This is a genomic window from Mesorhizobium sp. M1252 (assembly GCF_040318265.1).
Lineage (GTDB): Bacteria > Pseudomonadota > Alphaproteobacteria > Rhizobiales > Rhizobiaceae > Mesorhizobium.
In genome coordinates, this window is record NZ_JAMYLX010000002.1 from 13,959 (window position 1) to 39,983 (window position 26,025).

General features: G+C 63.5%; 23 protein-coding genes, 1 tRNA gene and 1 pseudogene. 14 read left to right on the forward strand and 11 right to left on the reverse strand.

Annotated elements, in window-relative coordinates; translation table 11 throughout:
- Window positions 1-40: 40 nt before the first annotated feature.
- The 7 genes from NKH22_RS03665 (at window position 41) to NKH22_RS03695 (ending at window position 7,170) form a co-directional block, all read left to right on the forward strand.
- Complete coding sequence (locus NKH22_RS03665) at window positions 41-844, forward strand: DeoR/GlpR family DNA-binding transcription regulator (RefSeq protein WP_023669662.1); 804 nt, start codon at window positions 41-43, stop codon at window positions 842-844.
- Between the two features lie 48 nt (window positions 845-892).
- Window positions 893-1,888: a rhamnose ABC transporter substrate-binding protein gene (rhaS, locus tag NKH22_RS03670; RefSeq protein ID WP_023669661.1), complete on the forward strand. Its 996-nt coding sequence runs from the start codon at window positions 893-895 to the stop codon at window positions 1,886-1,888.
- Between the two features lie 84 nt (window positions 1,889-1,972).
- Window positions 1,973-3,514, forward strand: a complete 1,542-nt coding sequence (locus NKH22_RS03675) for a sugar ABC transporter ATP-binding protein (protein WP_023708171.1) — start codon at window positions 1,973-1,975, stop codon at window positions 3,512-3,514.
- Window positions 3,511-4,488, forward strand: a complete 978-nt coding sequence (locus NKH22_RS03680; protein ID WP_023699531.1) for an ABC transporter permease — start codon at window positions 3,511-3,513, stop codon at window positions 4,486-4,488. The genes NKH22_RS03675 and NKH22_RS03680 overlap by 4 nt, the downstream gene beginning before the upstream one ends.
- Window positions 4,485-5,480 (forward strand): ABC transporter permease, encoded by a 996-nt coding sequence (locus tag NKH22_RS03685; RefSeq protein WP_023699530.1) that lies wholly within the window; start codon window positions 4,485-4,487, stop codon window positions 5,478-5,480. The genes NKH22_RS03680 and NKH22_RS03685 overlap by 4 nt, the downstream gene beginning before the upstream one ends.
- Window positions 5,480-5,797: an L-rhamnose mutarotase gene (rhaM, locus tag NKH22_RS03690; RefSeq protein WP_023681927.1), complete on the forward strand. Its 318-nt coding sequence runs from the start codon at window positions 5,480-5,482 to the stop codon at window positions 5,795-5,797. The genes NKH22_RS03685 and rhaM overlap by 1 nt, the downstream gene beginning before the upstream one ends.
- On the forward strand, window positions 5,794-7,170 hold the full coding sequence (locus NKH22_RS03695) for an FGGY-family carbohydrate kinase (RefSeq protein WP_352908994.1): 1,377 nt from the start codon (window positions 5,794-5,796) through the stop codon (window positions 7,168-7,170). Before rhaM ends, NKH22_RS03695 begins: the two co-directional genes overlap by 4 nt.
- Here NKH22_RS03695 and NKH22_RS03700 read toward each other — a convergent pair whose 3' ends face one another.
- Together NKH22_RS03700 and NKH22_RS03705 are read right to left on the reverse strand one after the other, a co-directional pair.
- Window positions 7,171-7,989 carry an arginase family protein gene (locus NKH22_RS03700; protein WP_352909192.1) on the reverse strand — a complete coding sequence of 273 codons (819 nt, stop codon included), beginning with the start codon at window positions 7,987-7,989 and terminating at the stop codon, window positions 7,171-7,173.
- Between the two features lie 396 nt (window positions 7,990-8,385).
- Window positions 8,386-8,992, reverse strand: a pseudogene (locus NKH22_RS03705) (alanine racemase); the annotation flags it as partial.
- A gap of 146 nt (window positions 8,993-9,138) precedes the next feature.
- On the opposite strand from NKH22_RS03705, the gene NKH22_RS03710 reads away from it, so the two are divergent.
- Complete coding sequence (locus NKH22_RS03710) at window positions 9,139-9,348, forward strand: hypothetical protein (protein WP_031203497.1); 210 nt, start codon at window positions 9,139-9,141, stop codon at window positions 9,346-9,348.
- Window positions 9,349-9,355: 7 nt separating this feature from the next.
- Here NKH22_RS03710 and NKH22_RS03715 read toward each other — a convergent pair whose 3' ends face one another.
- Together NKH22_RS03715 and galE are read right to left on the reverse strand one after the other, a co-directional pair.
- Window positions 9,356-10,606 carry a D-amino acid dehydrogenase gene (locus tag NKH22_RS03715; protein ID WP_352670105.1) on the reverse strand — a complete coding sequence of 417 codons (1,251 nt, stop codon included), beginning with the start codon at window positions 10,604-10,606 and terminating at the stop codon, window positions 9,356-9,358.
- 98 nt (window positions 10,607-10,704) lie between these two features.
- Window positions 10,705-11,700, reverse strand: a complete 996-nt coding sequence (gene galE, locus NKH22_RS03720) for a UDP-glucose 4-epimerase GalE (RefSeq protein WP_023692519.1) — start codon at window positions 11,698-11,700, stop codon at window positions 10,705-10,707.
- Window positions 11,701-11,979: 279 nt separating this feature from the next.
- Here galE and hemA point away from each other — a divergent pair, with 279 nt between their 5' ends.
- Window positions 11,980-13,257 (forward strand): 5-aminolevulinate synthase, encoded by a 1,278-nt coding sequence (gene hemA / locus NKH22_RS03725; protein ID WP_023807732.1) that lies wholly within the window; start codon window positions 11,980-11,982, stop codon window positions 13,255-13,257.
- Window positions 13,258-13,275: 18 nt separating this feature from the next.
- Here the strand turns inward: hemA and NKH22_RS03730 are convergent, their stop codons facing one another.
- Both NKH22_RS03730 and mscL read right to left on the reverse strand, forming a co-directional pair.
- Window positions 13,276-14,442: a pyridoxal phosphate-dependent aminotransferase gene (locus tag NKH22_RS03730; RefSeq protein ID WP_023669650.1), complete on the reverse strand. Its 1,167-nt coding sequence runs from the start codon at window positions 14,440-14,442 to the stop codon at window positions 13,276-13,278.
- A 157-nt stretch (window positions 14,443-14,599) separates the two neighbouring features.
- Window positions 14,600-15,019 (reverse strand): large conductance mechanosensitive channel protein MscL, encoded by a 420-nt coding sequence (gene mscL, locus NKH22_RS03735; protein WP_023681933.1) that lies wholly within the window; start codon window positions 15,017-15,019, stop codon window positions 14,600-14,602.
- Window positions 15,020-15,271: 252 nt separating this feature from the next.
- On the opposite strand from mscL, the gene NKH22_RS03740 reads away from it, so the two are divergent.
- Window positions 15,272-18,775 carry a PAS domain-containing hybrid sensor histidine kinase/response regulator gene (locus tag NKH22_RS03740; protein WP_023821562.1) on the forward strand — a complete coding sequence of 1,168 codons (3,504 nt, stop codon included), beginning with the start codon at window positions 15,272-15,274 and terminating at the stop codon, window positions 18,773-18,775.
- Window positions 18,776-18,881: 106 nt separating this feature from the next.
- On the opposite strand, the gene NKH22_RS03745 is transcribed toward NKH22_RS03740, so the two are convergent.
- Entirely contained in the window at window positions 18,882-19,541 is a 660-nt protein-coding gene (locus NKH22_RS03745; protein WP_023821561.1) for a response regulator transcription factor, read from the reverse strand.
- A gap of 118 nt (window positions 19,542-19,659) precedes the next feature.
- Window positions 19,660-20,088 (reverse strand): hypothetical protein, encoded by a 429-nt coding sequence (locus NKH22_RS03750; protein WP_023821560.1) that lies wholly within the window; start codon window positions 20,086-20,088, stop codon window positions 19,660-19,662.
- Window positions 20,089-20,289: 201 nt separating this feature from the next.
- Between NKH22_RS03750 and NKH22_RS03755 the strand changes: the two genes are divergently transcribed.
- The gene (locus NKH22_RS03755) at window positions 20,290-20,640 is read left to right on the forward strand and encodes a DUF952 domain-containing protein (protein WP_023738223.1); all 351 of its coding nucleotides are present in this window, start codon (window positions 20,290-20,292) and stop codon (window positions 20,638-20,640) included.
- Window positions 20,637-21,707, forward strand: coding sequence for a quinone-dependent dihydroorotate dehydrogenase (locus NKH22_RS03760; protein ID WP_023738222.1), 1,071 nt, complete (start codon window positions 20,637-20,639; stop codon window positions 21,705-21,707). The genes NKH22_RS03755 and NKH22_RS03760 overlap by 4 nt, the downstream gene beginning before the upstream one ends.
- Here NKH22_RS03760 and NKH22_RS03765 read toward each other — a convergent pair.
- Entirely contained in the window at window positions 21,704-23,041 is a 1,338-nt protein-coding gene (locus NKH22_RS03765) for an MATE family efflux transporter (RefSeq protein ID WP_023715337.1), read from the reverse strand. The genes NKH22_RS03760 and NKH22_RS03765 overlap by 4 nt on opposite strands.
- A gap of 217 nt (window positions 23,042-23,258) precedes the next feature.
- On the opposite strand from NKH22_RS03765, the gene NKH22_RS03770 reads away from it, so the two are divergent.
- Window positions 23,259-24,161 carry a histone deacetylase family protein gene (locus NKH22_RS03770; RefSeq protein WP_352908996.1) on the forward strand — a complete coding sequence of 301 codons (903 nt, stop codon included), beginning with the start codon at window positions 23,259-23,261 and terminating at the stop codon, window positions 24,159-24,161.
- 67 nt (window positions 24,162-24,228) lie between these two features.
- On the opposite strand, the gene NKH22_RS03775 is transcribed toward NKH22_RS03770, so the two are convergent.
- Window positions 24,229-24,492: a DUF6460 domain-containing protein gene (locus NKH22_RS03775; protein WP_023696688.1), complete on the reverse strand. Its 264-nt coding sequence runs from the start codon at window positions 24,490-24,492 to the stop codon at window positions 24,229-24,231.
- 180 nt (window positions 24,493-24,672) lie between these two features.
- Between NKH22_RS03775 and NKH22_RS03780 the strand changes: the two genes are divergently transcribed.
- A tRNA-Gly gene (locus NKH22_RS03780) sits at window positions 24,673-24,746 on the forward strand.
- A gap of 4 nt (window positions 24,747-24,750) precedes the next feature.
- Here NKH22_RS03780 and NKH22_RS03785 read toward each other — a convergent pair.
- Window positions 24,751-25,758, reverse strand: a complete 1,008-nt coding sequence (locus tag NKH22_RS03785; protein WP_023681942.1) for a LysR family transcriptional regulator — start codon at window positions 25,756-25,758, stop codon at window positions 24,751-24,753.
- Window positions 25,759-26,025: the final 267 nt, after the last annotated feature.

Consider the following 26,025-nt stretch of genomic DNA (forward strand, 5'->3'; position numbering starts at 1 on the left):
GGTGGTTTTTTAGTGCCTCATGACCATGCAGGGAGGAACCATGCACGAAAAAGAGCGCCACAGGATCATTCTGTCCGCCGTCCAGGAAAAGCCTGTGGTGACGGTGCAGGAGATGGTCGACCTGACGGACTCCTCCGAGGCGACGATCCGGCGCGATATCGCGGCTCTTCATGTGCAAAAGCGCCTGCGTCGCGTGCGTGGCGGCGCCGAGGCGATCTCGCCACCGCAGTTCATCGGCCTCGCCGGCCGGCCCTTTTCCGTCAACGAAACGCTTAACGCTTCGCAGAAGCGCGCGATTGCGCGCGAAGCGGTGGAGCTGTGCAAGGACGGCGAACCGATCATCATCAATGGCGGCACCACCACCTTCCAGATGGTGCATTTCCTGACCGGACGCCGCATGCCGATCTTCACCAATTCGTTCCCCATCGCCGAGCACCTGCTCAAGCATTCGAAGAACACCGTCATGCTGTCGGGCGGCACCATCTACCGCGAGCAGAACATCATCCTCTCGCCCTTCGACAATGACGTGACGCGTAATTTCTACGCGCGCCGCATGTTCATGGGCGCTCAAGGGCTCGGGCCGCTTGGCCTGATGGAAGGCGACCCGCTGCTGATCCAGGCGGAGCAGAAACTGATCGACCAGGCCGACGAACTGGTGGTGCTGGTCGACTCATCGAAATTCCGCCAGCGCTCGAGCCTGATCCTGTGCGGGCTCAAGCGCATCGCCACCGTCATCACCGATGACGGCATCGAGGATCGCGAAGCCAACATGCTGGAGGCCGCGGGTGTGACGCTGATCGTCGCCCGCAAGTCGGCAAAGGAAGAATCCTCGCTGCAGGCCTGAGGCCAACCGCAGCGACGATGGAATGCAACGCTCAAGGGAGGAAATACGATGAGCTTTCTGAAGAAATTGATGGTGACGGCCGCGTTCTCGGCCGCCATGTTCGTGAATGCCGCCTATGCCGAGAACGTCAAGATCGCGCTGGTGGTGAAGTCGCTCGGCAACGGCTTCTTCGACGCCGCCAACAAGGGCGCCGAAGAGGCGGCCAAGGAACTCGGCGATGTCGACATCATCTACACCGGCCCGACCAAGGCGACCGCCGAAGCGCAGATCGAAGTGGTCAATTCGCTGATCGCGCAGAAGGTCAACGCCATTGCGATTTCGGCCAATGACGCCGACGCGCTGGTGCCGGTGCTGAAGAAGGCCATGGAGCGCGGCATCACCGTCATCTCGTGGGATTCGGGCGTCGCCAAGGAAGGCCGCCAGCTGCATCTCAACCCGTCCGACACCGGCCTGATCGGCGAGACCATCATCAAGCTGGCCGCCGACTATCTGCCGGAAGGCGGCGAAGTCGCCATTCTGTCGGCTTCGTCGACCGCGACCAACCAGAACGCCTGGATCGACGCGGCCAAGAAGATCCTGCCGGAGAAATTCCCCAAGATCAAACTCGTCGCCACCGTCTACGGCGATGACGATTCGGCCAAGAGCACCGACGAAGCCAAGGGCCTGCTGAAATCCTATCCGAACCTCAAGGCGATCATCGCGCCGACCACCGTCGGCGTCGTTGCCGCTGCCCAGGTCGTCACCGACGCGAACCTGATCGGCAAGGTCAATGTCACGGGTCTGGCGCTGCCGTCGGAGTTCAAGAAGTTCATCGACAACGGTTCCAGCCAGGCGGTTGCCCTCTGGAATCCGATCGACCTCGGCTATTCCGCCGTCTACCTCGCTCATGATCTGGCGGTGAAGAAGGAAGAGGCAAAGCCGGGCGCAACGCTGTCGATCGGCCGCGTCGGCAAGGTCACGCTCGATGACAGCAACTCGGCTGCGATGGCTCCGCCCTTCCAGTTCGACAAGTCCAACATCGAAAAGTTCTCCAAGATCTATTGATCTCGGACGTCTCGGACCAAGCGCGGCGGGACCAAAATCCCGCCGCGACTTTAAACGGACCTTGTTTCAGGGCTTGATACGGATATGGACACGACAGCCCAGCACGGCATTGCGAAGGAGGAGCCCACGGGTCCTGCCCCGCGCCTGACGCTGTCCGGCGTCTCCAAAAGCTTTCCCGGCGTGCGCGCGCTGCACAATGTCAGCCTGTCGCTTTACCCCGGCCAGGTTACGGCGCTGATCGGTGAAAACGGTGCCGGCAAGTCGACGCTGGTCAAGATCATGACCGGCATCTACCAGCCCGACGCCGGCACGATCAGCATTGACGGCCAGGCCGTCACCCTGCCCAGCGCGCATGCCGCCTTCGGCCACGGCGTCACCGCCATTCATCAGGAAACCGTGCTGTTCGACGATCTGAGCGTCGCCGAAAACATTTTTCTCGGCCATGCGCCGCGCACGCGGCTAGGCACCATCGACTGGCGCACCATGCGAAAACACGCGCGCGAAGTGCTCGACACCATGCATGCCGGCCATATCAACGCCGATGCGCGGCTGAAAGACCTCGGCATCGCCAACAAGCATCTGGTAGCGGTTGCTCGCGCGATGTCGATCGATGCGCAGATCGTCATCATGGATGAGCCGACCGCAGCCCTTTCGATGAAGGAGATCGAGGAGCTTTTCCTGCTGATCGAATTCCTCAAGGAGGAAGGCAAGGCGATCCTGTTCATCAGCCACAAGTTCGACGAGATCTATCGGATCGCCGATCGCTACACCGTGTTCCGCGACGGCGAGATGGTTGGCGAGGGCCTTATCAAGGATACCGGCCAGAGCCAGATCGTGCGCATGATGGTCGGCCGCTCGGTCGATCACATCTTTCCGCAACGCAAGGCCGAGATCGGCGCGCCGGTGCTGTCGGTCGCTGGCCTTTCGCACCCGACCGAATTCAACGACATCGGCTTCGAACTGCACAAGGGCGAGATCCTCGGTTTCTACGGCCTTGTCGGCGCCGGGCGGTCAGAGGTGATGCAGGCGATATCGGGCATCACCCGCATATCGGGTGGAACGATCACGCTGGAAGGCAAGACGATCACGCCGAAATCGGCGGCGGATTCCATCGAAGCCGGCATCGTCTATGTGCCGGAAGAGCGCGGCAAGCAGGGCGTGGTGATCGGCCTGCCGATCTTCCAGAATGTCTCGCTGCCTTCGCTGAAGCGCACCTCCAAATCCGGCCTGCTGCGATTGTCGGAAGAATTCGCGCTCGCCCGCTCCTACACCGAGCGGCTTGACCTCAGGGCCTCCTCGCTCAGCCAGGATGTCGGCACGCTGTCGGGCGGCAACCAACAGAAGATCGTCATCGCCAAATGGCTGGCGACGGCGCCCAAGGTGATCATCCTGGATGAGCCGACCAAGGGCATCGACATCGGCTCCAAGGCCGCCGTCCACGGCTTCATGGCCGAGCTCGTCGCGCAGGGCCTGTCGGTGATCATGGTGTCGTCGGAACTGCCGGAGATTCTGGGCATGTCCGACCGCGTCGTCGTCATGCGCGAAGGGCTGGTTGCGGCGGTCTACGATAATAAGGGGCTGGACGCCGAAACGCTGGTCCGGACGGCAGCGGGGATCGCGGCATGAAGGCTCTCCTGAAATTCCGCGAGATCTGGCTGGCAGCGGCGATCGTCGCTTTGATTGCTCTGATCTCGACGCGCTTCCCGGCCTTTGCCGACCCCGGCAATCTCGCCCAGGTGTTCAACGACACCTCGATCCTGATGATCCTGGCGCTGGGACAGATGGTCGTCATCCTGACCCGCTCGATCGACCTGTCGATGGCCTCCAACCTGTGCTTCACCGGCATGGTGGTGGCGATGCTGAACGCCGCGCATCCGGCGATCCCGATCCCGCTGCTGATCGTCATTGCGCTGGCCGTCGGACTGGTGCTCGGCGCCATCAACGGCCTGCTGGTGTGGCGGCTGAACATCCCTTCGATCGTGGTGACATTGGGCACGCTCACCATCTATCGCGGCGCCACCTTCGTCCTGTCCGGCGGCGCATGGGTCAATGCCGACAAGATGAGCCCTGAGTTCATCGGCTTCCAGCGCGCAGCTTTCCTGGGCATTCCGGTTCTGTCCTGGATCGCCATACTGGTCATCGCGCTGTTCTTCGTGGTGATGACGCGAACCGCGCTTGGCCGTTCGATCTATGCCATCGGCGTCAACCCGACGGCGTCGGTCTATGCCGGCATCGATGTCGGCCGAACCAAATTCATCGTCTTCTGCATTTCCGGCATGATCGGCGGGCTCGCCGGTTATCTCTGGATTTCTCGTTATGTCATCGCCTCGGTCGAGGTCGCCAACGGCTATGAACTCAACATCATCGCCGCCTGCGTCATCGGCGGCATTTCGATTGCCGGCGGCATCGGCTCGGTCGGGGGCGCGGTGTTAGGGGCGCTGTTCCTCGGCATCATTTCCAACGCGCTGCCCGTCATCAACATCTCGCCCTTCTGGCAGATGGCGATTTCAGGCAGCGCCATCATCCTGGCCGTCGTGCTCAACGCGCGTGGCGAACGTCAGCAGGGGCGGATTATCCTGAGGAAAGCGGAAGCGGCATGACCGACACCCCCGCCCCGCGCCACATTCCCGACCGGCTCGACAAGCCGCTCTCCTCGGCGATCTTTTCCTGGGAGGCGCTGCTGGTCGTCGTGGCGGTCGCCATCTTCGCCATCAACAGTTTCGCCTCGCCCTATTTCCTCGACGCCTACTCCCTGTCGGATCTGACTTTCAATTTCACCGAGAAAGGCCTGATCGCCTTCGCGATGGCGCTGCTGATCATTTCGGGCGAGATCGACCTGTCGGTCGCCGCCATCATAGCGCTCGCCTCGACCATGATGGGCATGGCTGTGCAGGCCGGCGCCGACACGCCGGTGCTGGTGGCTATCGGCATCGTCGTCGGGCTCGGTTGCGGCGCCTTCAACGGGCTCCTGGTGACAAGGCTCGGCCTGCCCTCCATCGTCGTCACCATCGGCACGATGAGCCTGTTTCGCGGCATCGCCTTCATCATCCTGGGCGATCAGGCCTACAAAGGCTATCCCGAGAGTTTTGCTTTCTTGGGCCAGGGTTACGTCTGGTGGGTGGTGTCGTTCGAACTGGTGCTCTTCCTCCTCGCGGCCGTCGCCTACTGGTTCCTGCTGCATCGCACCAGCTTCGGCCGCCGTGTCTTTGCCATCGGCAACAATCCGGTCGCGGCACAGTTTTCCGGCGTTCGCGTCGGCCGCATCAAATTCATCCTGTTTTGCATGACCGGACTGATGGCGGGCATCGCCTCGGTGCTGATCACCTCGCGGCTCGGCTCGACGCGGCCGTCCATCGCGCAGGGCTACGAGCTTGAGGTCATCACCATGGTGGTGCTGGGCGGCGTCAGCATTCTGGGCGGCTCCGGCAGCATTGTTGGCGTCGTGCTCGCCGCCTTTATCATGGGGCTGGTGACCTTCGGCCTCGGCCTGCTCAACGTGCCCGGCATCGTCATGTCGATCTTCATCGGCCTGCTCTTGATCTTCGTCATCGCGCTGCCGATCGTCTGGCGACAGCTGCGTGGTAACAGCTGATGCCTGAGAAATACGCCTTCAAGATGCAGCTCAAACCCGGCATGAAAGCCGAGTACAAAAAGCGCCACGATGAGATCTGGCCGTCGCTGGTGGCGCTGCTGAGAGAGGCCGGCGTCGCCGATTATTCGATCCATCTCGATGAAGACACCAACATCCTGTTCGGCGTGCTGTGGCGGCGGGACGACCATGGCATGGCCGACCTGCCGAAGCATCCGGTGATGCAGCGCTGGTGGGCGCACATGGCCGACATCATGGAGACCAGGCCGGACAACCAACCGGTGGCCATCCCCCTGGAAACAATGTTCCATATGGCATGAGTGCGCTGCGCCACATCGCCGTCATCGACATCGGCAAGACCAACGCCAAGGTGGCGCTGGTCGATCTCGTCACGCTGAGCGAGGTGGGGTTGCGCCGCATGGCGAACGCGCCGCTGCGACAAGCGCCCTATCCGCATCACGATGTCGAGGCGCTGTGGACGTTTATCCTCAACAGCCTTGCCAGCCTCGACCGCGAACAGCGTATCGACGCGATTTCGATCACCACGCATGGTGCGACCGGCGTGCTGGTCGACGCCTCGGGCGAGCTGGTGCTGCCTGTCCTAGACTATGAGTTCGATGGCCCCGACAGGTTGGCGGCGGAGTATGATGCTGTTCGTCCGCCCTTCGCCGAAACCGGTACACCGCGCCTGCCGGTCGGTCTCAATCTCGGCGCGCAATTCTTCTGGCTTGAGAAGCGTTTCCCCACCGAATTCGCCAAGGCCGCCGCGATGCTGATGTATCCGCAATACTGGGCGCTGCGCCTGACCGGCGTTGCCGCCAACGAGGTGACCTCGCTCGGCTGCCACACCGATCTGTGGAGCCCTTGGGAGGCGGACTTTTCCTCGATGGTCGACAGGCTGGATTGGCGCAGGCTGATGGCATCGGTGCGGCCGGCCAGGGACCAGCTCGGCCCGATCCTGCCGGCGCTTGCCGCGCGCACCGGGCTCGATCCGCAGACCCCGGTATTCTGTGGCCTGCACGATTCCAACGCCTCCCTATTGCCGCATCTTCTGTCCGACGAGCCGCCCTTCTCGGTCGTCTCGACCGGCACCTGGGTGGTATCGATGGCGGTCGGCGGCAGAGAGATTGCGCTCGATGCTGCGCGCGACACGCTGGTCAATGTCAGCGCGCTGGGCGACCCCGTGCCCTCGGCGCGTTTCATGGGTGGCCGTGAGTTTTCCCAGCTGACCAAGGACAAGCCGCAGGACTGCAGCGGCAGCGAGGTGCTGGCCGTTCTGACAAAAAAGATGCTGCTTTTGCCTTCTACCCAGCAGGGATCAGGACCGTTCCCGCACCATGCCGCGGCATGGCTTGGTGCCGAGGGCATCAGCAAAGGCGAGCGGTTCGCCGCCATCTCCTTCTATCTGGCGCTGATGACGGCGACCTGCCTTGAGCTGATCGGCGCCGACGGCCCGACCACCGTGGAAGGACCGTTTGCCCGCAACCGCCTCTTTGTCGGCATGCTGGCGGCAGCGACCGCGCGAATCGTCATCGCCTCCGAGGCCGCCACCGGCACCAGCATCGGCGCGGCGCTGCTGGCAACGGATCAGTCCGTTCCACACGGCAAGGGCGAGAGAACTGAACCGCAGACCGACCCGGTCTGGGCGGCCTATGTCACCGCGTGGCGCGCGGCAGTCGAGGCGCAAGGCTGATCACAAAATCCGCTTGCCAAAGGCCGACATGACGAAGTTGATGGCGTCGGCGCCGATCCGCGGCTCCAGACCGGCGGTCAGCCCGGAAACATCCATCGACAGCAGACCGCCGGACAGCGAGATCGCCTCCATTGCCTGATGCGTCTCGCGCACCGTCAGCCCGCCCGAGCCCGCAGCCCAGCCGGTAAATTCGGTCGCCGTCGGCGAATAGCTGACGTGAAAGCCCTGCGTGCCCGACGTCGCGATGCGGATCGCCTCATGCATGAGGTCGCGCATGCCCATGGCGTCGATGTCGGTCATGGTGAAGGCCGAGACACGCGAATCCTTGAGCACCCTTGCCTCCGCCGGATCGGCATGGCGCAGGCCGACGATGACGACATTTTCCGGCGACAGCTGCGGCTGCAGTGCGCAGGGCTTGTGATCGAGACCGAGCGCGCGGGCCAGCACCGAGACTTCAGGCATGTCTTTGGCCTCCTCGTACTCGGGCATCAGGGCGGCGATGGAATCGATCCAGATCAGGCCGAAGGAATGCGTCGCGCGCGCCGTTGCGGTCAGCGCCTTGTGGGCGATACGGCGATCGGCGCCGGCAGCGAGCCGGATCAAGCCCGAGGGCGGCCGCTCGACGTCGGCGAGTTCGACCACGTCGAAATTCATTGCCTCCAGCCGCGCGCCGGTTCCCTCGCGGGCGATAATCCCGCCGGCTTCCGGTTCGGCCGAGATCGACACCATCTTGCGGCCGGAGAAATCCGCGACGTCGTGCATCGGCGCCTTCTCGACATATTCCGAGGTCATCGCCAGAAGCATGGCGCCATAATTCATGCGGAAGGCGACACGGTCGCCGACGGTAGGCCGCGGATCGGCATCCTGCACATCGAGCAGCAGATGGTCGCTGGAAGCGCCGAGCACCCTCACCCCCTTGGCGATCGGCGTCAGCCCTTCGACCAGCACGTCCTCGCGGCCTATATTGGCGATGGCGCGCAGCCGGTCGCCCTCGTCGGCGAAGACCGGCTGGTTGCCGAAGGCGTCGTAGCCGGATGTGCCGATCGGCCGCGAAGGCTTGAGTTTGACCTCGATGATGTCGCTGGTCAGCCGGCAGGCATCGGGTTCGAGTTCGGGCCACGGCACGTCGCGAAAGGTTTCGACACCGCCTTGCAGGATCGCCTCGCCCACGCGCAGATTGTTGATGCCGGGCGGCAGCTTGCCTTCGAGCAGCAGCGTCAGCGATGACGAGGCGCCGCCGGAAATGAAGTCGAGGCTTTTGCCGGACAGGCGCTCGGTTTTGTAGGCATGGGCGACGAGTTGGCCAAGGTTCTCCGGCGTCGGCATTATGGCGCCGAAGCAGCCGAGATTGGTGCCGATGCCGGCGATGCGCACGCCCTTGAATTCCAGGATCTGCTCGACGGTGGGGATCAGGTCGCTTGGCCAGATGCCTTCGCGGAGATCGCCGAGATCGATCATCAGCATGATGTCGTGGACGCGGCCCATGCGCTCGGCAATGCGCGATATCTCGCGGATGGTGGTCAGTTCCGACTGCAGGCTGATGTGTGCGCACGACCTCCTCTACGCGCGCCATGGGCGGGCTGCGCAGCAGCATGACCGGCGCATTGATGCCGCTGTCGCGCAGCCGGCGGATGTTTTCGAAGCGCGATTCCGCGATGCCGGCAACACCGCCGCGCAGCATGGCCCGCGCCACTTGCGGCATGCCGCATGTGCCCTTCGTAACTCCGAACACCTTGATGCCGGACAGCGCGCAGCGCTCGACGATGGTGCGGGCGTTGCGCTCGATGCGGCCAAGGTCGATAGCGACTTGCGGTCCCGACATTTCGTCACTCAGGGTTTGTAGAATCTGTCAGCCAGATGCATCTTCCAGATCGTCGTACGATATTTGTCAAACTTTGCGCAGTGACGGCCTCAATGTTGGAAACCAGAGCAATTGTATGTGGGCACGTCTTTCGATCGGAGAGGCCGGTGACGCTGGTCGTTCATCATTTCGATGGTGAGTGGCAACTGACCTGCGGCGAACATGATCATCCCGCGGACTGTGGAGATTTCGAAGTTATCGGTCTCGGCCATTTGACCTCCAGGCAGGAAAACTTGGCACAGATTGGCCAGCTTGAGCGCGGATGGCTTGCCGAATGGGTGCACGGCGAATGGACTCGATGCCAACACGACGACTAGAGCTCCCTCAGTTCCCGTAGACCAGCCCTTGCGGGTCGATCTCCGGCTTGCGGCCGGCGACGAGGTCGGCCAGGAACTTGCCCGAGCCGCAGGCCATGGTCCAGCCGACATGGCCGTGGCCGGTGTCGAGGTAAAGGTTCTTGTATTTCGCCTTGCCGATGACCGGCACCGAGTTGGGCATCATCGGCCGCAGACCTGCCCACAACAGCGCCTTCTTCTCGTCGAAAGCGCCAGGGAAAAGGTCTTTGCCGGTGCTCAGCATAGACTTGAAGTCGCTGGGCTTGAAGCTGCGGTCGAAGCCGGTGAACTCGGCTGTCGAGGACATGCGCAGGCGGTTTCCGAGCCTGGAGTAACCAACCAGCCGGTCCTCGTCGGCGCCGCCCATGGTCGGTCCCTTGCTCTCGTCCTCCAGCGGGATGGTCGCGCTATAGCCTTTAACCGGATAGACGGGCAGGTCGATACCGTAGCGGCGGCCGATCAGGCCGCTCTCGGGGCCCATGGCGATGACGACGGCGTCGCCCGTCACCGGGCCGGCCGACGTCATGACCGCACGCACCCGATCGCCTTCTATGTCGAGCCCCTCGACCGTGGTGTCGAACAGGAATCTGACGCCGAGCTTTTCGGCGGCATAGGCGGCCAGCCCATCGACGAATATCCTGGAATCGCCGGTCTGGTCGATTGGCGAATAAACGCCGCCGGCGATCTTTTCCTTCACTCCGGCGAGCCCGGGCTCAAGTTCGACCAGCCGGTCGCGGCCGACGATCTCGATCGGCAGGCCATGCTTCGCCAGAAACTGGTAGTTGTCGGTGCCGGTGTCGAGACTGTGCTGCGAGCGGAAGAAATAAAGAATGCCCTTCTTGCGCTCGTCATAGTGGATGCCGGTGGCGTCGGAGAGCGCGTTGATGCAGTCGCGCGAATAGAGCGCCAGGCGCAGTTTGACCTGGCTGTTGGCGCGCAGGCGCGCCACCGTGCACTGGCGCAGGAAGCGCAGGCTCCAGGCGAGGAAATAGGGATCGAAGCGCAGCCTGACCTTGATGCCGAGATCATGGTTCCAGAGCGCGCGCAGGAAGGTCTTCAGCGCCGCCGGGGAGGCCCAGGCGGTGGCGTCGCCCGGCGACACCAGACCGGCATTGGACTGGCTGGTGCCGCGCGCCGGCGCCGGATGGCGCTCGATAACGGTGACCTCATGGCCGTCGGCGGCCAGATAATACGCGGCCGCGGTACCGACAACACCGGCTCCAAGCACCGTTATCTTCATGCCACCCCCTCTTCGCGGCGCAGCGCCTCCACGCCGCATCGCCAATGCCTTCAATAGCGCTTCGCCGCGCGCCTTGCGAGCCCTCGGAAGTGCCCGGCTCAGCCTCGCGCGGAGTTCTTGCCGGTGAGGATGCGCTCCCAGGCGAGCGCATCGGCGACGATCTGGTCAAGGTCGTCGCGTTGCGGGGTCCAGCCGAGTTCGGCGCGTGCAAGGTCCGAATTGGCAACCACGGCGGCGGCGTCGCCGGGGCGCCGGTCGCCCATCTTGACCTCGAAATCCCGGCCGAAGGCGCGCCGCACGCTGTCGATGACCTCGAGCACCGAATAGCCGTGGCTGTAGCCGCAATTGGCGACGAGGCTGCCGCCGCCGGCGCGCAGGCGCTGCAGCGCCAGCCGGTGCGCCGCAGCCAGGTCGCTGACATGGATATAATCGCGCATGCAGGTGCCGTCCGGCGTCGGATAATCGGTGCCGAACACCTGCATGAAGGGGCGTTTGCCGAGCGCGGTCTCGCAGGCGACCTTGATCAGATGCGTGGCGCCAGGCGTCGACTGCCCCGCCCGGCCCCTGGGATCGGCGCCGGCGACGTTGAAGTAGCGCAGCGCCGTGTAGCGCAAGGGATGCGCAAGCGCTGCGTCGCGCAGCATCCATTCGCTCATCAGCTTGGACAGGCCGTAGGGCGATTCCGGCGCCAGGCGGGCATCCTCGCGCACCGGCTCCAGGCCGGCGCCGCCATAGACGGCGGCGGTCGAGGAGAAGATGAAATGCGGCACGCCCTCGCGCACCGCGGTTTCGATCAGCGTGCGGGTCTTGGAGGTGTTATTCTCGTAATAAGCGAGCGGGTCGGCAACCGACTCCGGCACCACGATGGAACCGGCGAAGTGGATGATCGCGTCGACCTCGTTATCCCGGATGATCTGGCCGACCAATTCCCTATCGGCGACATCGCCGACGACAAGCTTGGCTTCCGGCGCTACCGCCCATTCGAAGCCGGTGGAAAGGCGGTCGAGAACGACGACGCTCTCGCCGGCATCCAGCAGTTCCCAGACCATGTGGCTGCCGATATAACCGGCGCCGCCCGTTACCAAAACCGTCATCCGTGTCCTCTTTTACTCATGATTTATCGGAAACTGTCTCAATCACCGCCTTACTGGAAAGCCTGCGGCAAGGCCATTAGAAACGCCTGAATGTTAAATCCGTAACAGTCTCACCGGCCTGTGGCATCGTACGGAAACAAAATTGATCCACATCAAGGGAATAGGCCACGATCTGGCATCGTTAGGAACAGGCTTGGGGCGTGGCATTTTGACCAAAACGGCCCGGTGGACGACGAATGGGCCAACGATTATGATCCCGCGCAAAACTGGGAAGGCGACATGAACTATCAGCGGTTCTTCGAGGAAGCGATCGACCAGCTCCACGCCGAGCGGCGCTACCGGGTTTTCGCCGATCTCGAGCGCATTGTCGGCAAGTTTCCGCGCGCCATCTGGCGTTCCAACGGCCGCGCCGAGGAAATCACCGTCTGGTGCTCCAACGACTATCTCGGCATGGGCCAGAACCCCGATGTCATCGCCGCTTTCCAGAACGCGGCCGGCAAGATGGGTTCGGGCGCCGGCGGCACCCGCAACATTTCCGGCACCTCGAACCCGTTGGTCGAACTCGAGCTGGAACTGGCCGACCTGCACGACAAGGAAGCCGCGCTCGTCTTCACCTCCGGCTTCGTCTCCAACGAGGCCTCGATCTCGACCATTGCGCGGCTTTTGCCCAATTGCCTGATCATTTCGGACGAGCTCAACCATGCCTCGATGATCGAAGGCGTACGGCGCTCGGGCGCCGAAAAGAAGATTTTCCGCCACAACGACGTCGCGCATCTCGAAAGCCTGCTGCAGGTGGCGGGCCGCGAACGCGCCAAGCTGATCGTGTTCGAGAGCGTCTATTCGATGGACGGCGACATCGCGCCGATCAAGCAGATCGTCGAACTGGCCGAACGCTACAACGCCATGACCTATATTGACGAGGTCCATGCCGTCGGCATGTACGGACCGCGCGGCGGCGGCATCACCGAGCGCGAGGGGCTGGCCGACCGCATCGACATCATCGAAGGCACGCTGGCCAAGGCGTTCGGCACGCTGGGCGGCTATATCGCCGGCAACAGCGCCGTCATCGACGCGGTGCGCTCCTATGCTCCGGGCTTCATCTTCACCACGGCGCTGCCGCCGGCCATCGCCGCCGCCGCCACCACGTCCATCCGCCACCTCAAGCGGTCGCAAGCCGAGCGCTATGCGCAACAGCGCCAGGCGTTGCGGACCAAGGAGGTTCTGTCTGCAGCCGGCCTGCCGGTGATGGAATCGCCGACACACATCGTGCCGGTGCTGGTCGGTGACCCCGAACTCTGCAAGATGGCCAGCGACCGTCTGCTCGGCGTGCACGGCATCTACATCCAGCCGATCAACTATCCGACCGTGCCGCGCGGCACCGAGCGGCTGCGCATCACGCCGACGCCGTTCCATACCGATGCGCTGATTGCGGGACTGCAGGACGCGCTGGTCGAGACATGGGATGCGCTGGGCATTCCCTACGGCTCCGCCGGACGGCCCAGTGTCGCCAAGAGCGACCGGATTGTGCCGCTGCTTGTGCCGAAGTCGGGCGGCTGAAGCCGCCGCCCATTCACCTCAAACCGTCCTCATCCATCCCGCCAGCCGGTGTGCCGCTTCCTCGAGTTGGTCGAGGCGGCGGTGGAAGCACAGGCGCAAAAACGCCTCTCCGCCAGGGCCGAAGGCGGTGCCCGGCGCCAGGCCGACATTGGCCTTGTCGACGATGTCGAAAGCAGCCCGGCGCGGATCGGTGATGCCGTCGACCGTGAAAAACAAATAGAACGCGCCTTGCGGCACGGTGAAGCGCGCTTTGCCGGTTGCGCCGAGAATATCGCAGACCAGGTCGCGCGCTTTCCTGGCGCGCTCCACCTGCTCGACGATGAAGGCATCACCGTGGTCCAGCGCCGCGACGGCGCCGCGCTGCATGAACTGGGCGACGCCTGAGGTCGAATACTGGATCAGGTTCTCGAACACCTGCTGCAGCTCGGGATGGGTCTTGATCCAGCCGACGCGCCAGCCGGTCATCGCCCAGTTCTTGGAAAAGGAGTTGACGAACAGGATGCGGTCTTCCGCGGTCGAAATGTCGAGGAAGGACGGCGCACGGCCGTGGCCGTAGTGGAACAGCGAATAGATCTCGTCGGCGATGATCCACAGACCCTTTTGGCGGGCGAGATTCAGGATCGCCTGCAGCGTTTCCTTATCGGCCGTCCAGCCGGTGGGGTTCGATGGCGTGTTGACGAACAGCGCCTTGGTGCGCGGCGTCACCGCAGCCGCAATCTTGTCGACATCGCAGGACCAGCCATTGCCCGACTGGTCGAGCGTGACCGCAACCGGGGTAGCGCCGGAAATACCGGCGGCGGCGGCGAAATTCGGCCAGGCCGGGGAGAGATAGACCACCTCGTCGCCGCTGCCGGCGACCGCGGCTAATGCCAACTGAATGGCATGCATGCCGGAACCGGTGGCGATGAATTCCTCTTCGGCGAAGCTCTTGCCGAAATGCCTGGCATAGTAGCGAGAAAGCGCTTGCCTCAGCTCCGGAATGCCTTTCTGCCAGGTATAGAAGGTCTCGCCATTGGCGAGCCCCTTGGCGGCGGCTTCCGAAATGAAGGCAGGCGTCGGCAAATCGCCTTCACCGGCCCAGAGCGGGATCATGCCCTCGCGCGTACGGCCGTAATTGACGACGGCGACAATGCCGCTTTCGGGGGCGGCCACCGCTTCGGCGCGCAAGCTATCGATCAGGGTCATGACAGGTCCGTTTTGATGTCCGCTTTGATGCATGTCATTATCCAGAACCGCTGCGCACTTATGGGCGACATGCATTGGCGGATGCTCTTAGCAGATGCGGCAACAGAAAACCCCGGCCGCGAACGACCGGGGTTTTGGTCCAGAAATCTGGCCTTGTCTATTTCCTGGCGAGGAGATCGCGAATTTCGGTGAGCAGTGCGACGTCAGCCGGCGGCGGAGCCGCAGGTGCGGCCGGCTTCTCGCGCTCGAGCCGCTTGCGCATGTTGTTCACGGCCTTGACCATAAGGAAGATGATGAAAGCCAGGATGACGAAATTCAGCGCCACGGTGATAAAATTGCCGTAGGCGAACACCGCGCCTTCCTTACGCGCGTCGGCAAGATTGGTCGAATGCACTGTTGATGAGAGGCCTATGAAGTAGTTGGAAAAGTCGACGCCACCAAGTGCGCCGATGAAAGGCATGATGATGTCATTGACAAGAGAATCGACGATCTTGCTGAAGGCCGCGCCGATGATGACGCCGACCGCAAGGTCCATCACATTTCCTTTGGAAATGAATTCCTGGAATTCTTTCAGCATTCGACCCTCCTTGTCATGACGGACCGCGCTGCCGCCGTCCCTCCGGCGTCGGCCCGTGCGCACCATAACAAAAACCTGCGGTTGCAACAGAAGCAAAAGCTGGAGAACACCGCTTTCTCCTTACCTTGGGTCACGGTTCGACAGGGCGGCGTCGCGGCCATGCGCCGGAAAGCCGCGATGGACTTGACCTTAGAGCTGTGATTGCCTCTGGGCAGGCCGGGGTGAAAGCTGGCCGAGGAGGATTTTCGGGCCGTGCAGGGCTGGTTCATCGTCATCATTGCGGTCGCCTATGTAACGCTGCTGTTCGTCATCGCCAGCCTCGGCGACCGGCGTTCAACGGCGCTGGGACCCGGCCGCGCCCGGCCCTTCATCTATGCGCTCAGCCTCGCCATCTACTGCACCTCCTGGACCTTCTTCGGCTCGGTCGGCCTGTCGTCCGAGCGCGGCCTCGAATTTTTGGGCATCTACACCGGGCCGGTGCTGGTGTTCGTGTTCGGCTTTCCGCTGCTCAATCGCATCGTGCGGCTGGCCAAGAGCGAGAAGATCACCTCGATCGCCGACTTCCTCGGCGCGCGCTACGGCAAGAGCTTTGCCGTCTCGGCGATCGCCACGCTGATCGCCACCATCGGCGCGGTGCCCTATATCGCACTGCAATTGAAGGCGATCTCCGGTTCGGTCGGCCTGATGGTCGAGCATTATACGGGATCGCCGCCCTCCTTCGATCCCTTCGTCAGCGACATCTCGCTGGTGGTGGCCATGCTCTTGGCGCTGTTTGCGGTGCTGTTCGGCACCCGCCATGCCGACGCCACCGAGCACCAGGACGGGCTGGTGCTGGCGGTGGCGGTCGAAACCGTGGTCAAGCTCGCCGCCTTCCTGGCGATCGGCCTGATGGTCACCTTCCTGATCTTCGGTGGCCCGGGCGACATGATCGACAAGCTGGCCGAAAACAGCCAGGTGCGGCAAGCCATGGGCTACAACACCTCGCTCGCCACCTGGCTGGTGCTGACTTGCCTGAGCGGCTTTGCCATCATCATGCTGCCGCGCCAGTTCTACGTCACCATCGTCGAGAACCGCGGCGAGGCCGAACTGCGCACCGCGACCTGGGTGTTTCCGCTCTATCTCGTGGCGATAAACCTGTTCGTGCTGCCGATCGCCTTCGCCGGCCTGGCGCTGGTCGGCGCCAAAACCACCAGTGACCTCTATGTGCTGGCGCTGCCCTTGTTCGGCGGCCATGACTTCCTCGCCATGGCCGCCTTCATCGGTGGGCTGTCGGCGGCGACCGCCATGGTGATCGTCGAAAGCGTGGCGCTGTCGATCATGATCTCCAACGACCTCGTCATCCCGCTGTTCGTGCGCCGCCTGCTCAAGACCACGACCTCTGAGAATGAGGATTGGTCGACGCTGATCCTCAACGTGCGGCGCGGCGCCATCTTCATCCTGTTGTTCATCGCCTTCCTCTACTACCGCGAAAGCACCAACTCGGCGCGGCTGTCGTCGATCGGCCTGATGTCGTTCGCGGCAATCGCCCAATTCGCGCCGGCGCTGATCGGCGGGCTGATCTGGCGCGGCGCCAATGGCCGCGGCGCGGCCCTTGGCATGGTCGCCGGCATCCTCGTCTGGGGCTATACGCTGCTTTTGCCGTCGCTCTCGGCAGCCGACGCGGACATCGTCGTGCAGGGGTTGTTCGGTTTCGAGGCGCTGCGGCCGCAGGCTCTGTTCGGCACCGTCGCCGAACCGTTGAACCACGGCGTGCTCTGGAGCCTGTCGGTCAACACGCTGTTCTTCGTGCTCGGCTCGCTGTCGCGTGCGTCAGTGCCGCTGGAGCGAATCCAGGCGTCGATCTTCGTGCCGCGCGAATCCGGCCCGATGCCCAGCCTGCGCCGCTTCCGCACCGCCATCACCGTCAACGTGCTGAAGGACACCATCTCGCGCTACCTCGGCGTCGAGCGCACCGAGCGCTCCTTCCAATCCTTCGAGAAAAGCAATGGCGTCTCGCTGCACGGCAATGAGCAGGCCAGCATGGATGTCATCCGCTTTTCCGAGCAGCTGCTGGCGAGCGCGGTCGGCTCGTCTTCGGCGCGGCTGATCCTGTCGCTGCTGTTTCGCCGCAACGACCGCGAGTCCAAGGACGCCTTTCGCCTGCTCGACGACGCCACCGAAGCGCTGCAGCACAATCGCGACCTGCTGCAGATCGCGCTCGACCAGATGGAGCAGGGCATCACCGTATTCGACCGCGATTTTCGTCTGATCTGCTGGAACAGACAATATCGCGCGCTGTTCGACCTGCCCGACGAGATGGGCCAGGTCGGCGTCTCGCTCGACCGCATCCTGCGCCACCTCGCCGAGCGCGGCGATATCCCGGCCGACCAGCGCGTGGCGATGCTCAACCGGCTGACCAGCTTCGTCAGCCCATGGCAGATGGAGTTGACGACCAGTGGCCGAATCCTCGAACTGCGTTCCAACCCGATGCCGGACGGTGGCATCGTTGCCACCTATGCCGACATATCAGGACGCGTCGAACAGGATTTGGCGCTGAAGCGGGCCAATGAATCGCTGGAGCAGCGGGTCAAGACGCGTACCATCGAACTGACTAGGGTCAACGAGGAGTTGACCCGGGTCAATGAGGAGTTGGCGCAGGCGCAGATGCTGGCCGAGGAGGCCAATCTGGGCAAGACGCGCTTCCTCGCCGCCGCCGGCCACGACATCCTGCAGCCGCTGAACGCCGCCCGTCTCTACTGCTCGTCGCTGATCGAAAAGGCCGGCAAGGGCCCGGCCGGGGAGGCTGCTATCAACATCGAATCCTCGCTCGAATCGGTCGAGACGATCCTGGGCGCCGTGCTCGACATTTCCCGCCTCGACGCCGGCGCGATGAAGCCGGACGACAGCGCCTTCCGCCTGGACGGGCTGCTGCGCCAGATCGGCAATGATTTTCAGCCGCTCGCCGCCGAAAAGAAACTCGATCTGACGATCATAGCCTCGTCGCTCAGCGTGTTGACGGACCGCAACCTGCTGCGCCGGCTGATCCAGAATCTGGTCTCCAACGCCATCAAATACACCCCCCATGGCCGCATCCTGGTCGGCGTGCGACGGCGCGGCGAACTCGCCGAAATCCAGGTGATCGACACTGGCATCGGTATTGCCGGCGACAAGCTGAACACGGTCTTCAACGAGTTCACCCGGCTGGACGAAGGCGTGCGCGAGGCCGAAGGTCTCGGCCTTGGCCTGTCCATCGTCGACCGCATCGCGCGGGTGCTGCGGCTCGAGATCCAGATCTTTTCCAACCCGGGCAAGGGTACGCGCTTTTCCGTTATCCTGCCGGTTGCGGCGGTTGAGGCGCCGCGGCGCGAGGTCGAGCCGAAGGCGCCTGCCCGCACCGCGAATTCGCTGGCCGGCCTGCGCGTCATGTGCATCGACAACGACGCCCGCATCCTCGACGGCATGCGGCTTCTGCTCGAGGGCTGGGGCTGCAGCATCGGCACGTTTTCGGGTTCGGAGGATTTCGCCAAGGCCGATCGTCCCGACATCGTGCTTGCCGACTATCATCTCGATGGCAGAACAGGCCTCGACATGATCGCGCGGCTGCGTGACGTCCACGGCCGTGACCTGCCAGCCGTGCTGGTCACCGCCGACCGTTCCACCGAGGTCCGCACTGCCGCCGCTGCGCTGGACGTGCCTGTGATCAACAAGCCGTTGAAGCCGGCCGTGCTGCGCTCGATGATGGCCAGGGTCAGGCCGCTGGCCTCGGCGGCCGAGTAGGGTTCAATGCATGTCGCCCAGAAGTGTGCCGCGGTTCTGGGACCACGACATGAATCAAACAAAGAGCTAAAGCGGGTCGCATGAATCCGTTTCAGCGCGACGCGCTTTAACCTGCTGGCTGCAACGGATCGCTGCCGATCTTGGACAGCTGGATCACCGCCTGGGTGCGGCTGTCGACGCCGAGCTTTTGCAGGATGGCCGAGACATGCGCCTTGACAGTCGCTTCGGAGACGCTGAGCTCGTAGGCGATCTGCTTGTTGAGCAGGCCTTCGGCAAGCATGCCGAGGACACGCGTCTGCTGCGGCGTCAGCGCCTGCAGCCGCTTGATCAGGTCCGATATTTCCGGGTCGCGCTCGATGCCGAGGTCGATGCCGACGGGCGCGGCGATGTCGCCGGCCAGGACCGTCTGCACGGCGCCGCGGATCTCTTCCATACTGGCCGATTTGGAGATGAAGCCGGACGCGCCAAGCTCGAGCGCGCGCCGGATGGTCACCGGGTCGTCGTGGGCCGACACCACCACCAGCGGCACCGCCGGGTGGATGCCGCGCAGCGCGATCAGACCGGACAGGCCGCTGGCGCCCGGCATCGACAGGTCGAGCAGCACCAGGTCGACATCCTCATTGGCCACGACCAGGACCTTGGCGCTTTCGAAATCGCCGGCCTCGTGAATGGCGGCGACATCACCAACGCCGGCAAGCGCCTCTTTCAGCGCGCCGCGGAAAAGCGGATGGTCGTCGGCGATGACGAAGGTGTAACCCGACGGCAAATGTTCCTCCCCAAATCCCTTATTGATTATCGGCTTTTACGGGGACCGGACGATTATGCGGCGAAGCGCTTTGTCTTCATGCGGCAATGGCCGGACGGGGCATTCCCCGCCGGGCAGTTCAGGTCTTTTGCGAATTGAGATTGGCGCCGTCATCCTTGTCCATTTCCTTGACGATGCCCATGAAGCCGCGCAGCATGCGCTCCATATAGCTCATCGTCTTGTCGAAATCCTCCTCGCTCGGCAGCTTCGATTCGAGGCGGGCGGACAGCGAGTTCTCGAGCTTGGCGACGCGTTCGTCCATGGCCTTCATCGAGGCCTGCAAACGCTCGACTTCGTCCTGGAAGGCGGCGCGTTCGTCGGCGGCCATCTTGCAGACGAGCTGGCCGGAGCGCTCCTCGCAGATCGACATGGCGCCGGTCCGGGTGTCCATGCGGACATAACCGTTGGCGGATTTTTCCAGCCGGTAGCGGTCGGTCTCTTCGGACCAGGCCGATGCCGCAACCAGCGAGACCAGTGCGGCGGGGATCAGTATGTGCTGCAGACGCATGTTCCATCCTCCACGAGCCAGTATGCGCAACCTATCACAGCTTTGCGCCGTAAATGCGGACGAGTTGCCCTTCCCCGCATGAGCCATCCGGACCAGAGCGGGTCGCCGTTCCACGGCGCTCCGCTCTATCTCCTTGTTTTAACGCAATTCCGGGCGGAAAACCGCTTCACACTTTTCCTGGAATTGCTTTATAGCGCAACAATGTCTCAGATCATCTACAAGATCGCGCCCGAAGCGCTTTGGCGCGCGGCCGAGAAAAACGGCCGTTTCACCGGGGCTCCGATCGACATCGCCGACGGCTTCATCCATTTCTCCACCGCTGATCAGGCCAGGGAGACGGCAGCGAAGCATTTCGCCGGCCAGATGGATTTGCTGCTGATCGCCATCGACGGGGCGCTGCTCGGTGACGCGCTGAAGTACGAGGTCTCGCGGGGCGGCGCGCTGTTTCCGCATCTTTACGGCGAGCTCGACCTGAAGACAGTCCTGTGGGTGCGGCCATTGCCGCTGGGCGCCGACGGCACGCATCAATTCCCGGCGCTGGAGGCCGAATGAGCGTGTTCGACCGCATCGGCCAGAAACTGCTGTTCACCTTCGACCCTGAAACGGCGCATGGCATGTCGATCGCGGCGCTGCGATGCGGTCTGCCGGTCGGCGCACGGGTGGTGCGAGACGATAGGTTGAAGGTCAGCCTCTGTGGCATCGCCTTTCCCAATCCGCTCGGCATGGCCGCCGGCTACGACAAGAACGCCGAGGTACCGGACGCGCTGCTTGGGCTCGGTTTCGGCTTTGCCGAAGTCGGTACCGTGACGCCGCTGCCGCAAGCGGGCAATCCGAAGCCGCGCATCTTCCGGCTGACCCAGGATGACGCGGTGATCAACCGCCTGGGCTTCAACAACGAGGGCCACGAGGCGGCGGAAAAACGCCTTGCCGCGCGCCAGGGACGCGGCGGCATTGTCGGCGTCAACATCGGCGCCAACAAGGACAGCGCCGATCGTGTCCGTGACTATGAGTTGGGCGTTTCCCGCTTTGCGAAATACGCCAGCTATCTCACCGTCAACATCTCGTCGCCCAACACGCCCGGCCTGCGCACCATGCAGGCGCGCGAACAGCTCGGCGAACTTCTGGCTCGCGTCGTATCGGCGCGTGCCTCGGCATCGGCCCAGCCACCAATCTTCCTCAAGATCGCACCTGATCTGGTCGAGGCCGAGCTGGAGGACATCGCCGCCGAGGTCAGCGAAAAGCAGATCGACGGGGTCATCGTCTCCAACACGACGCTGGCGCGGACCGGATTGCGTAGCACCACCAGCGAGACCGGAGGGCTCTCCGGCAAGCCGCTGTTCGAACGCTCGACGATCGTGCTGGCCAAGATGCGCAAACTGCTCGGGCCGGAGTGCGCCATCATCGGCGTCGGCGGTGTCGATTCTGCCGAGACGGCTCTGGAAAAAATCCGCGCCGGCGCCGATCTGGTGCAACTCTACACCGGCATGATCTATGCCGGCCCCGCGCTGCCAGGCCGCATTCTTTCAGGCATGGTGCGCTTTGCAGAAAAGGAAAGGCTGACGTCTTTGCGCGAACTGCGCGACAGCCGGCTCGATCAGTGGGCTGCCAAGGCGCTCTAAAAAGCCGTGCGCAGCCTGAGCCGCAGGATGGCCAGCAGACTGAAGCCGCGCACCAGCAGGAAAACGTGCAGCGCCGCCCACAGGCCGCGATTGCCGAGAGACGGCGCCAAGCTGAACAATGCGGCGCTGAAGGCCAGGAACGACACCAGCATCATGTTGCGCATGTCGCGCGACCACGTGGCGCCGATGAAGACGCCGTCCATCTGGAAGGCCAGCACGCCGCTCAACGGTGTCAGTGCCGCCCACGGCAGATAGATGTCGGCAGCAGCACGAACGTCCTGCGACGTGGTGATCAAAGAAATCAGGCCGGCGCCGCCGAGCCAGAAGATCAGCGTCGCGGTTCCGGCGAGGCCGAACCCCCAGAACAAGGTCAGACGCACCGCCCGGCGGAACGCCGTCTCGGCGCGTGCGCCGATCGCGCGTCCCGCCAACTGCTCGGCGGCTGTGGCAAAACCGTCGAGGAAATAGCCGGCGACGAGAAAGAAGTTCATCAGCACGGCATTGGCGGCCAGCGTCAGCGTGCCGAACTGCGCGCCCTGGCGGGTGAACAGCGCGAAAGCGGCGAGCAGCGAGAACGAGCGGATCATGATATCGCGGTTGAGCGACAGCATGCGCAGGAAAGCGGGCATGTCGAGCAGGCGATGCCGCGGCAGGCGGGGTGCGGCCCGGAACCGCCAGACAACGATGGCGAGACCCAGCAGCATGGCCAGACATTCGCCGGTGACGGTCGCCCAGGCCACGCCGGCGACGCCCCAGCCAAGCTTCAGGCCGAGCAGGATGCAAAGCACGATGTTGATGCCGTTGAGCACCGCCTGCAGCATCAGCCCAAGCCCGCCCTCGCCGCGTCCAAGGACATAGCCGAGGATGGCGTAGTTGATCAGCGTGAAGGGGGCGGCGAGCATTCTGATGTGGATATAGACGCCCATCGCCTCGCCGACGCGCGCTTCGCCGCCGATGAATTTCTGGCCGGCGATGGCGATCAGCGGCGCAAGGGCGACAAGCACGATGCCGGCGGCGACCGCGATCAGCACGGCGCGCCAGAACACCGCCTGCTCCTCGGTTTCGTCGCCGCGCCCAAACGCCTGGGCGACGAGGCCGGTGGTGCCGGAGCGCAGGAAATTGAAGGTGCTGAAGACCACGTCGAAGACCAGGGCCCCGGCCGCCAGGCCGCCGAGCAGGGCGGCATCGCCGAACTGCCCGACCACCGCCGTGTCGACGATGCCGAGCAGCGGCGTCGTCAGATAGGCGAGCGTCATCGGCACGGCGATGGCGAGCACCGAACGGTTGGTGACGGCGAAGGGTCTCGCGTCGGCTGGGGTTGCACCCGTGTCCAGGGGATTGCTGCCTTGCTGGTTGCGGCTTGATCGAACAGCCGATGTGCCCCATTTTCCCGCCACCTCGCAATCACTCTTGCCGTGACGGCCAACCGAAATGTTCTTCTGGCGCGAGCCCGCCGGATCCCAGTACTGGTTTTAAGCAATTCCCAAAGGGAAGCGCTACGCGCTTCTCCCGGGAAAACCGCTGCACACTTTTCCTGGAATTGCTTTAGCCATGCCCCTGCAGATCGTCCATCATCCCGACTACGATGCCGGCTTCGCCGTCAATCATCGCTTTCCGATGAGCAAATATCCGCTGCTGATGCAGGCCTTGCATATCAGGGGTCTGATCCATGCCGGGGCGCTGTCGCTGCCCGAGCCGGCGCCGGCCTCCTGGCTGAAGCTCGCCCATGCGGCTGATTATGTCGACGAGGTCATCACGTGTTCAGTGCCTGAAAAGATCGAGCGCGAGATCGGCTTTCCCGTGGGACTGCGCGTTTCGCTCAGGGCGCAACTCGCCGCCGGCGGCACGGTGCTGGCGGCGCGACTGGCGCTTATCAATGGCATTGCCTGCAACAGCGCCGGCGGCAGCCACCATGCGCGGCGCGCGCAAGGCGCGGGCTTCTGCACCTTCAACGATGTTGCCGTCGCTTCGCTGGTGCTGCTAGCCGAAGACGCGGTGAAAAACATCCTGATCGTCGATCTCGATGTGCATCAGGGCGACGGCACGGCGGATATACTGAGAGACGAACCACGCGCCTTCACCTTCTCCATGCATGGCGGACGCAATTATCCGGTGCGCAAGATTGCCTCCGATCTCGACGTTGCCCTGCCGGACGGCACCGGCGATGGCGCCTATCTCGAACGGCTGGGTGTCCTCCTGCCGGAGCTCTCGGCCAAGGCGCACTGGGACATCGTCTTCTACAATGCCGGTGTCGACGTGCATGCCGAGGACCGGCTCGGCCGGCTATCGCTCAGCGATGACGGCGTGCGTGCCCGCGACGCCATGGTGATCGGTCATTTCCGCGCGCTGGGCATCCCGGTCTGCGGTGTCATCGGCGGCGGCTATTCGACCGATGTCGCAGCGCTCGCGGCGCGCCACGCCATCCTGTTCGAGGTGGCGTCGGACTTTGCCTGAGTGGCCTTTGGTTTGAGCACAATCTTTTCCGAAAACCGGTTTCCACTTTTCGGGATCGTGGTCCGCTTCACTTCCGGTAGTTCGCGAGCCTGAGCAGGATGAACACCGGCACGACGATCGCGGCGCCGAGCAGGATATAGCCCAAGAAGCGATAGACCGCGTTGAAGCCGAGGTTCCAAAGATCGATGAAGAAACCCTGGATGCGGTAGAAGACGTCCATCGGCGTCCAGCCGAACGCATTCATGACCAGGCCGACCAGGAACGACACGACCAGCAGCTTGACGATCACCCTGACGGGCGAGTCACCGAGAAAGCGCGTCACTGTGGACAAGGGGCCTGCCTCCAGATTGGTTTGCCCGGATTCGGGGTACAAACCCACGAATACGCACTTGCTGCGCCCGCATCAAGGCGGGCGGACGGCGCAATCGGTCGGGTTTCCAACAGCCGTTTCCGAACAGCTGTCCAAGGGCGATTGCCCGAAGCACGCCCATCATGATATCGAGAGGCCGACGCGGGTATGATGTAATGGTAGCTTGTCAGCTTCCCAAGCTGAACGCGAGGGTTCGATTCCCTCTACCCGCTCCAGTTCCTATCCCACTTCCCGCAAGATAAAATCGTGCAGCATCTTGGCTGCCGGCGACAGCACGCGGTTCTTCACCGTGATCAGGCTGTAGGGGCGGACCTCGATGTCGAACTCGGTCTGGACGACATCGATCGCGCCGGCGAGACCGTCGGGGTTCTGGATGAATTTTGCCACCTGGATCGACACCGGGGCGATGGCGTCGGACTGCGCCACCATGACCAGTGTGAGCAGCAGCGACGAGGTGTTGAGGATGCGGTCCGGCAGGGCGATGTTGCGGTTCAGGAAATTGCTCTCCATCGCCTGGCGCAGCGGCGACCCGCCCGACTGGAACACCCAGTCGAAGGCGGCGGTGTCCTCCAGCCTCACCGCCTTCCCATTGTTTAGAGGATGGCCGTTGCTCAGCGGGTGGCCTCGGCGCACGATCAGGCAGGCCTTCTCGACGCCGATGACGCGCGATTCGAACAGGCGCGGATTGAGGTCTTCGGGGACACGGGCGATGATGAAATCATGGCGCGTGGCGATCAGTTCGCGCGCCAGCACATTCGACGTCTCGACCTGCATGGTAATCTCGATGCGCGGATAGAGGCGGCGTATCTCGCGGATCGCCGGGACCGCCAGTTCGATCGCCGGCGCCGTCACCGCGCCAAGGAACACCGAGCCGCCCTTGCCGGCCTTGAGCTCCGATATTTCGCGGTCGGCCTCGCGCATTTCGAGCAGGATCGAGCGCGCGCGCCGGGCCAGCGCCTTGCCGTAAGGGGTGAGCGTGATGCCGCGCGGCAGCCTTTCGCAGAGCTTCACCTCGAGCACCGCTTCCATCTCGGAAATCATGCGCGAGGCCGCCGGCTGCGAGATGTTCATCACCTGGGCGGCAGCACTCACCCGACCGTGATCGTCGAGTGCTGCGATCATGCGCATGTGACGCAGGCTCAAGCCGCTACGCAGAAGTGTCTCGCCATCGCCCGGCAATTCATCGTAACCGCTTGAAATTCCCTGAGGACCTCGTAAAGCCGCCATGCCTTTTCCCGCTTCCGCCACTGTTCCAGCCCGGTTTAGTCATATACCGGTTTTGGTATAGCAACCACCGAAGATCGCATTTGACAGTTATGGCAAAGGGTCACACTTTCGCGCGTCCTCAAGACTTGACGGTCGATGACGAGCAAAATCGTATCGATTTAAATCTGAGGGCCGATTGGGAGGATACCGGAGATCGATTATGACGGCGGCGGCGCTTTGGCGCATCCGCCCGACTGCGCGGCCCGCGAAGCCCCGAGGTGTCGCGTC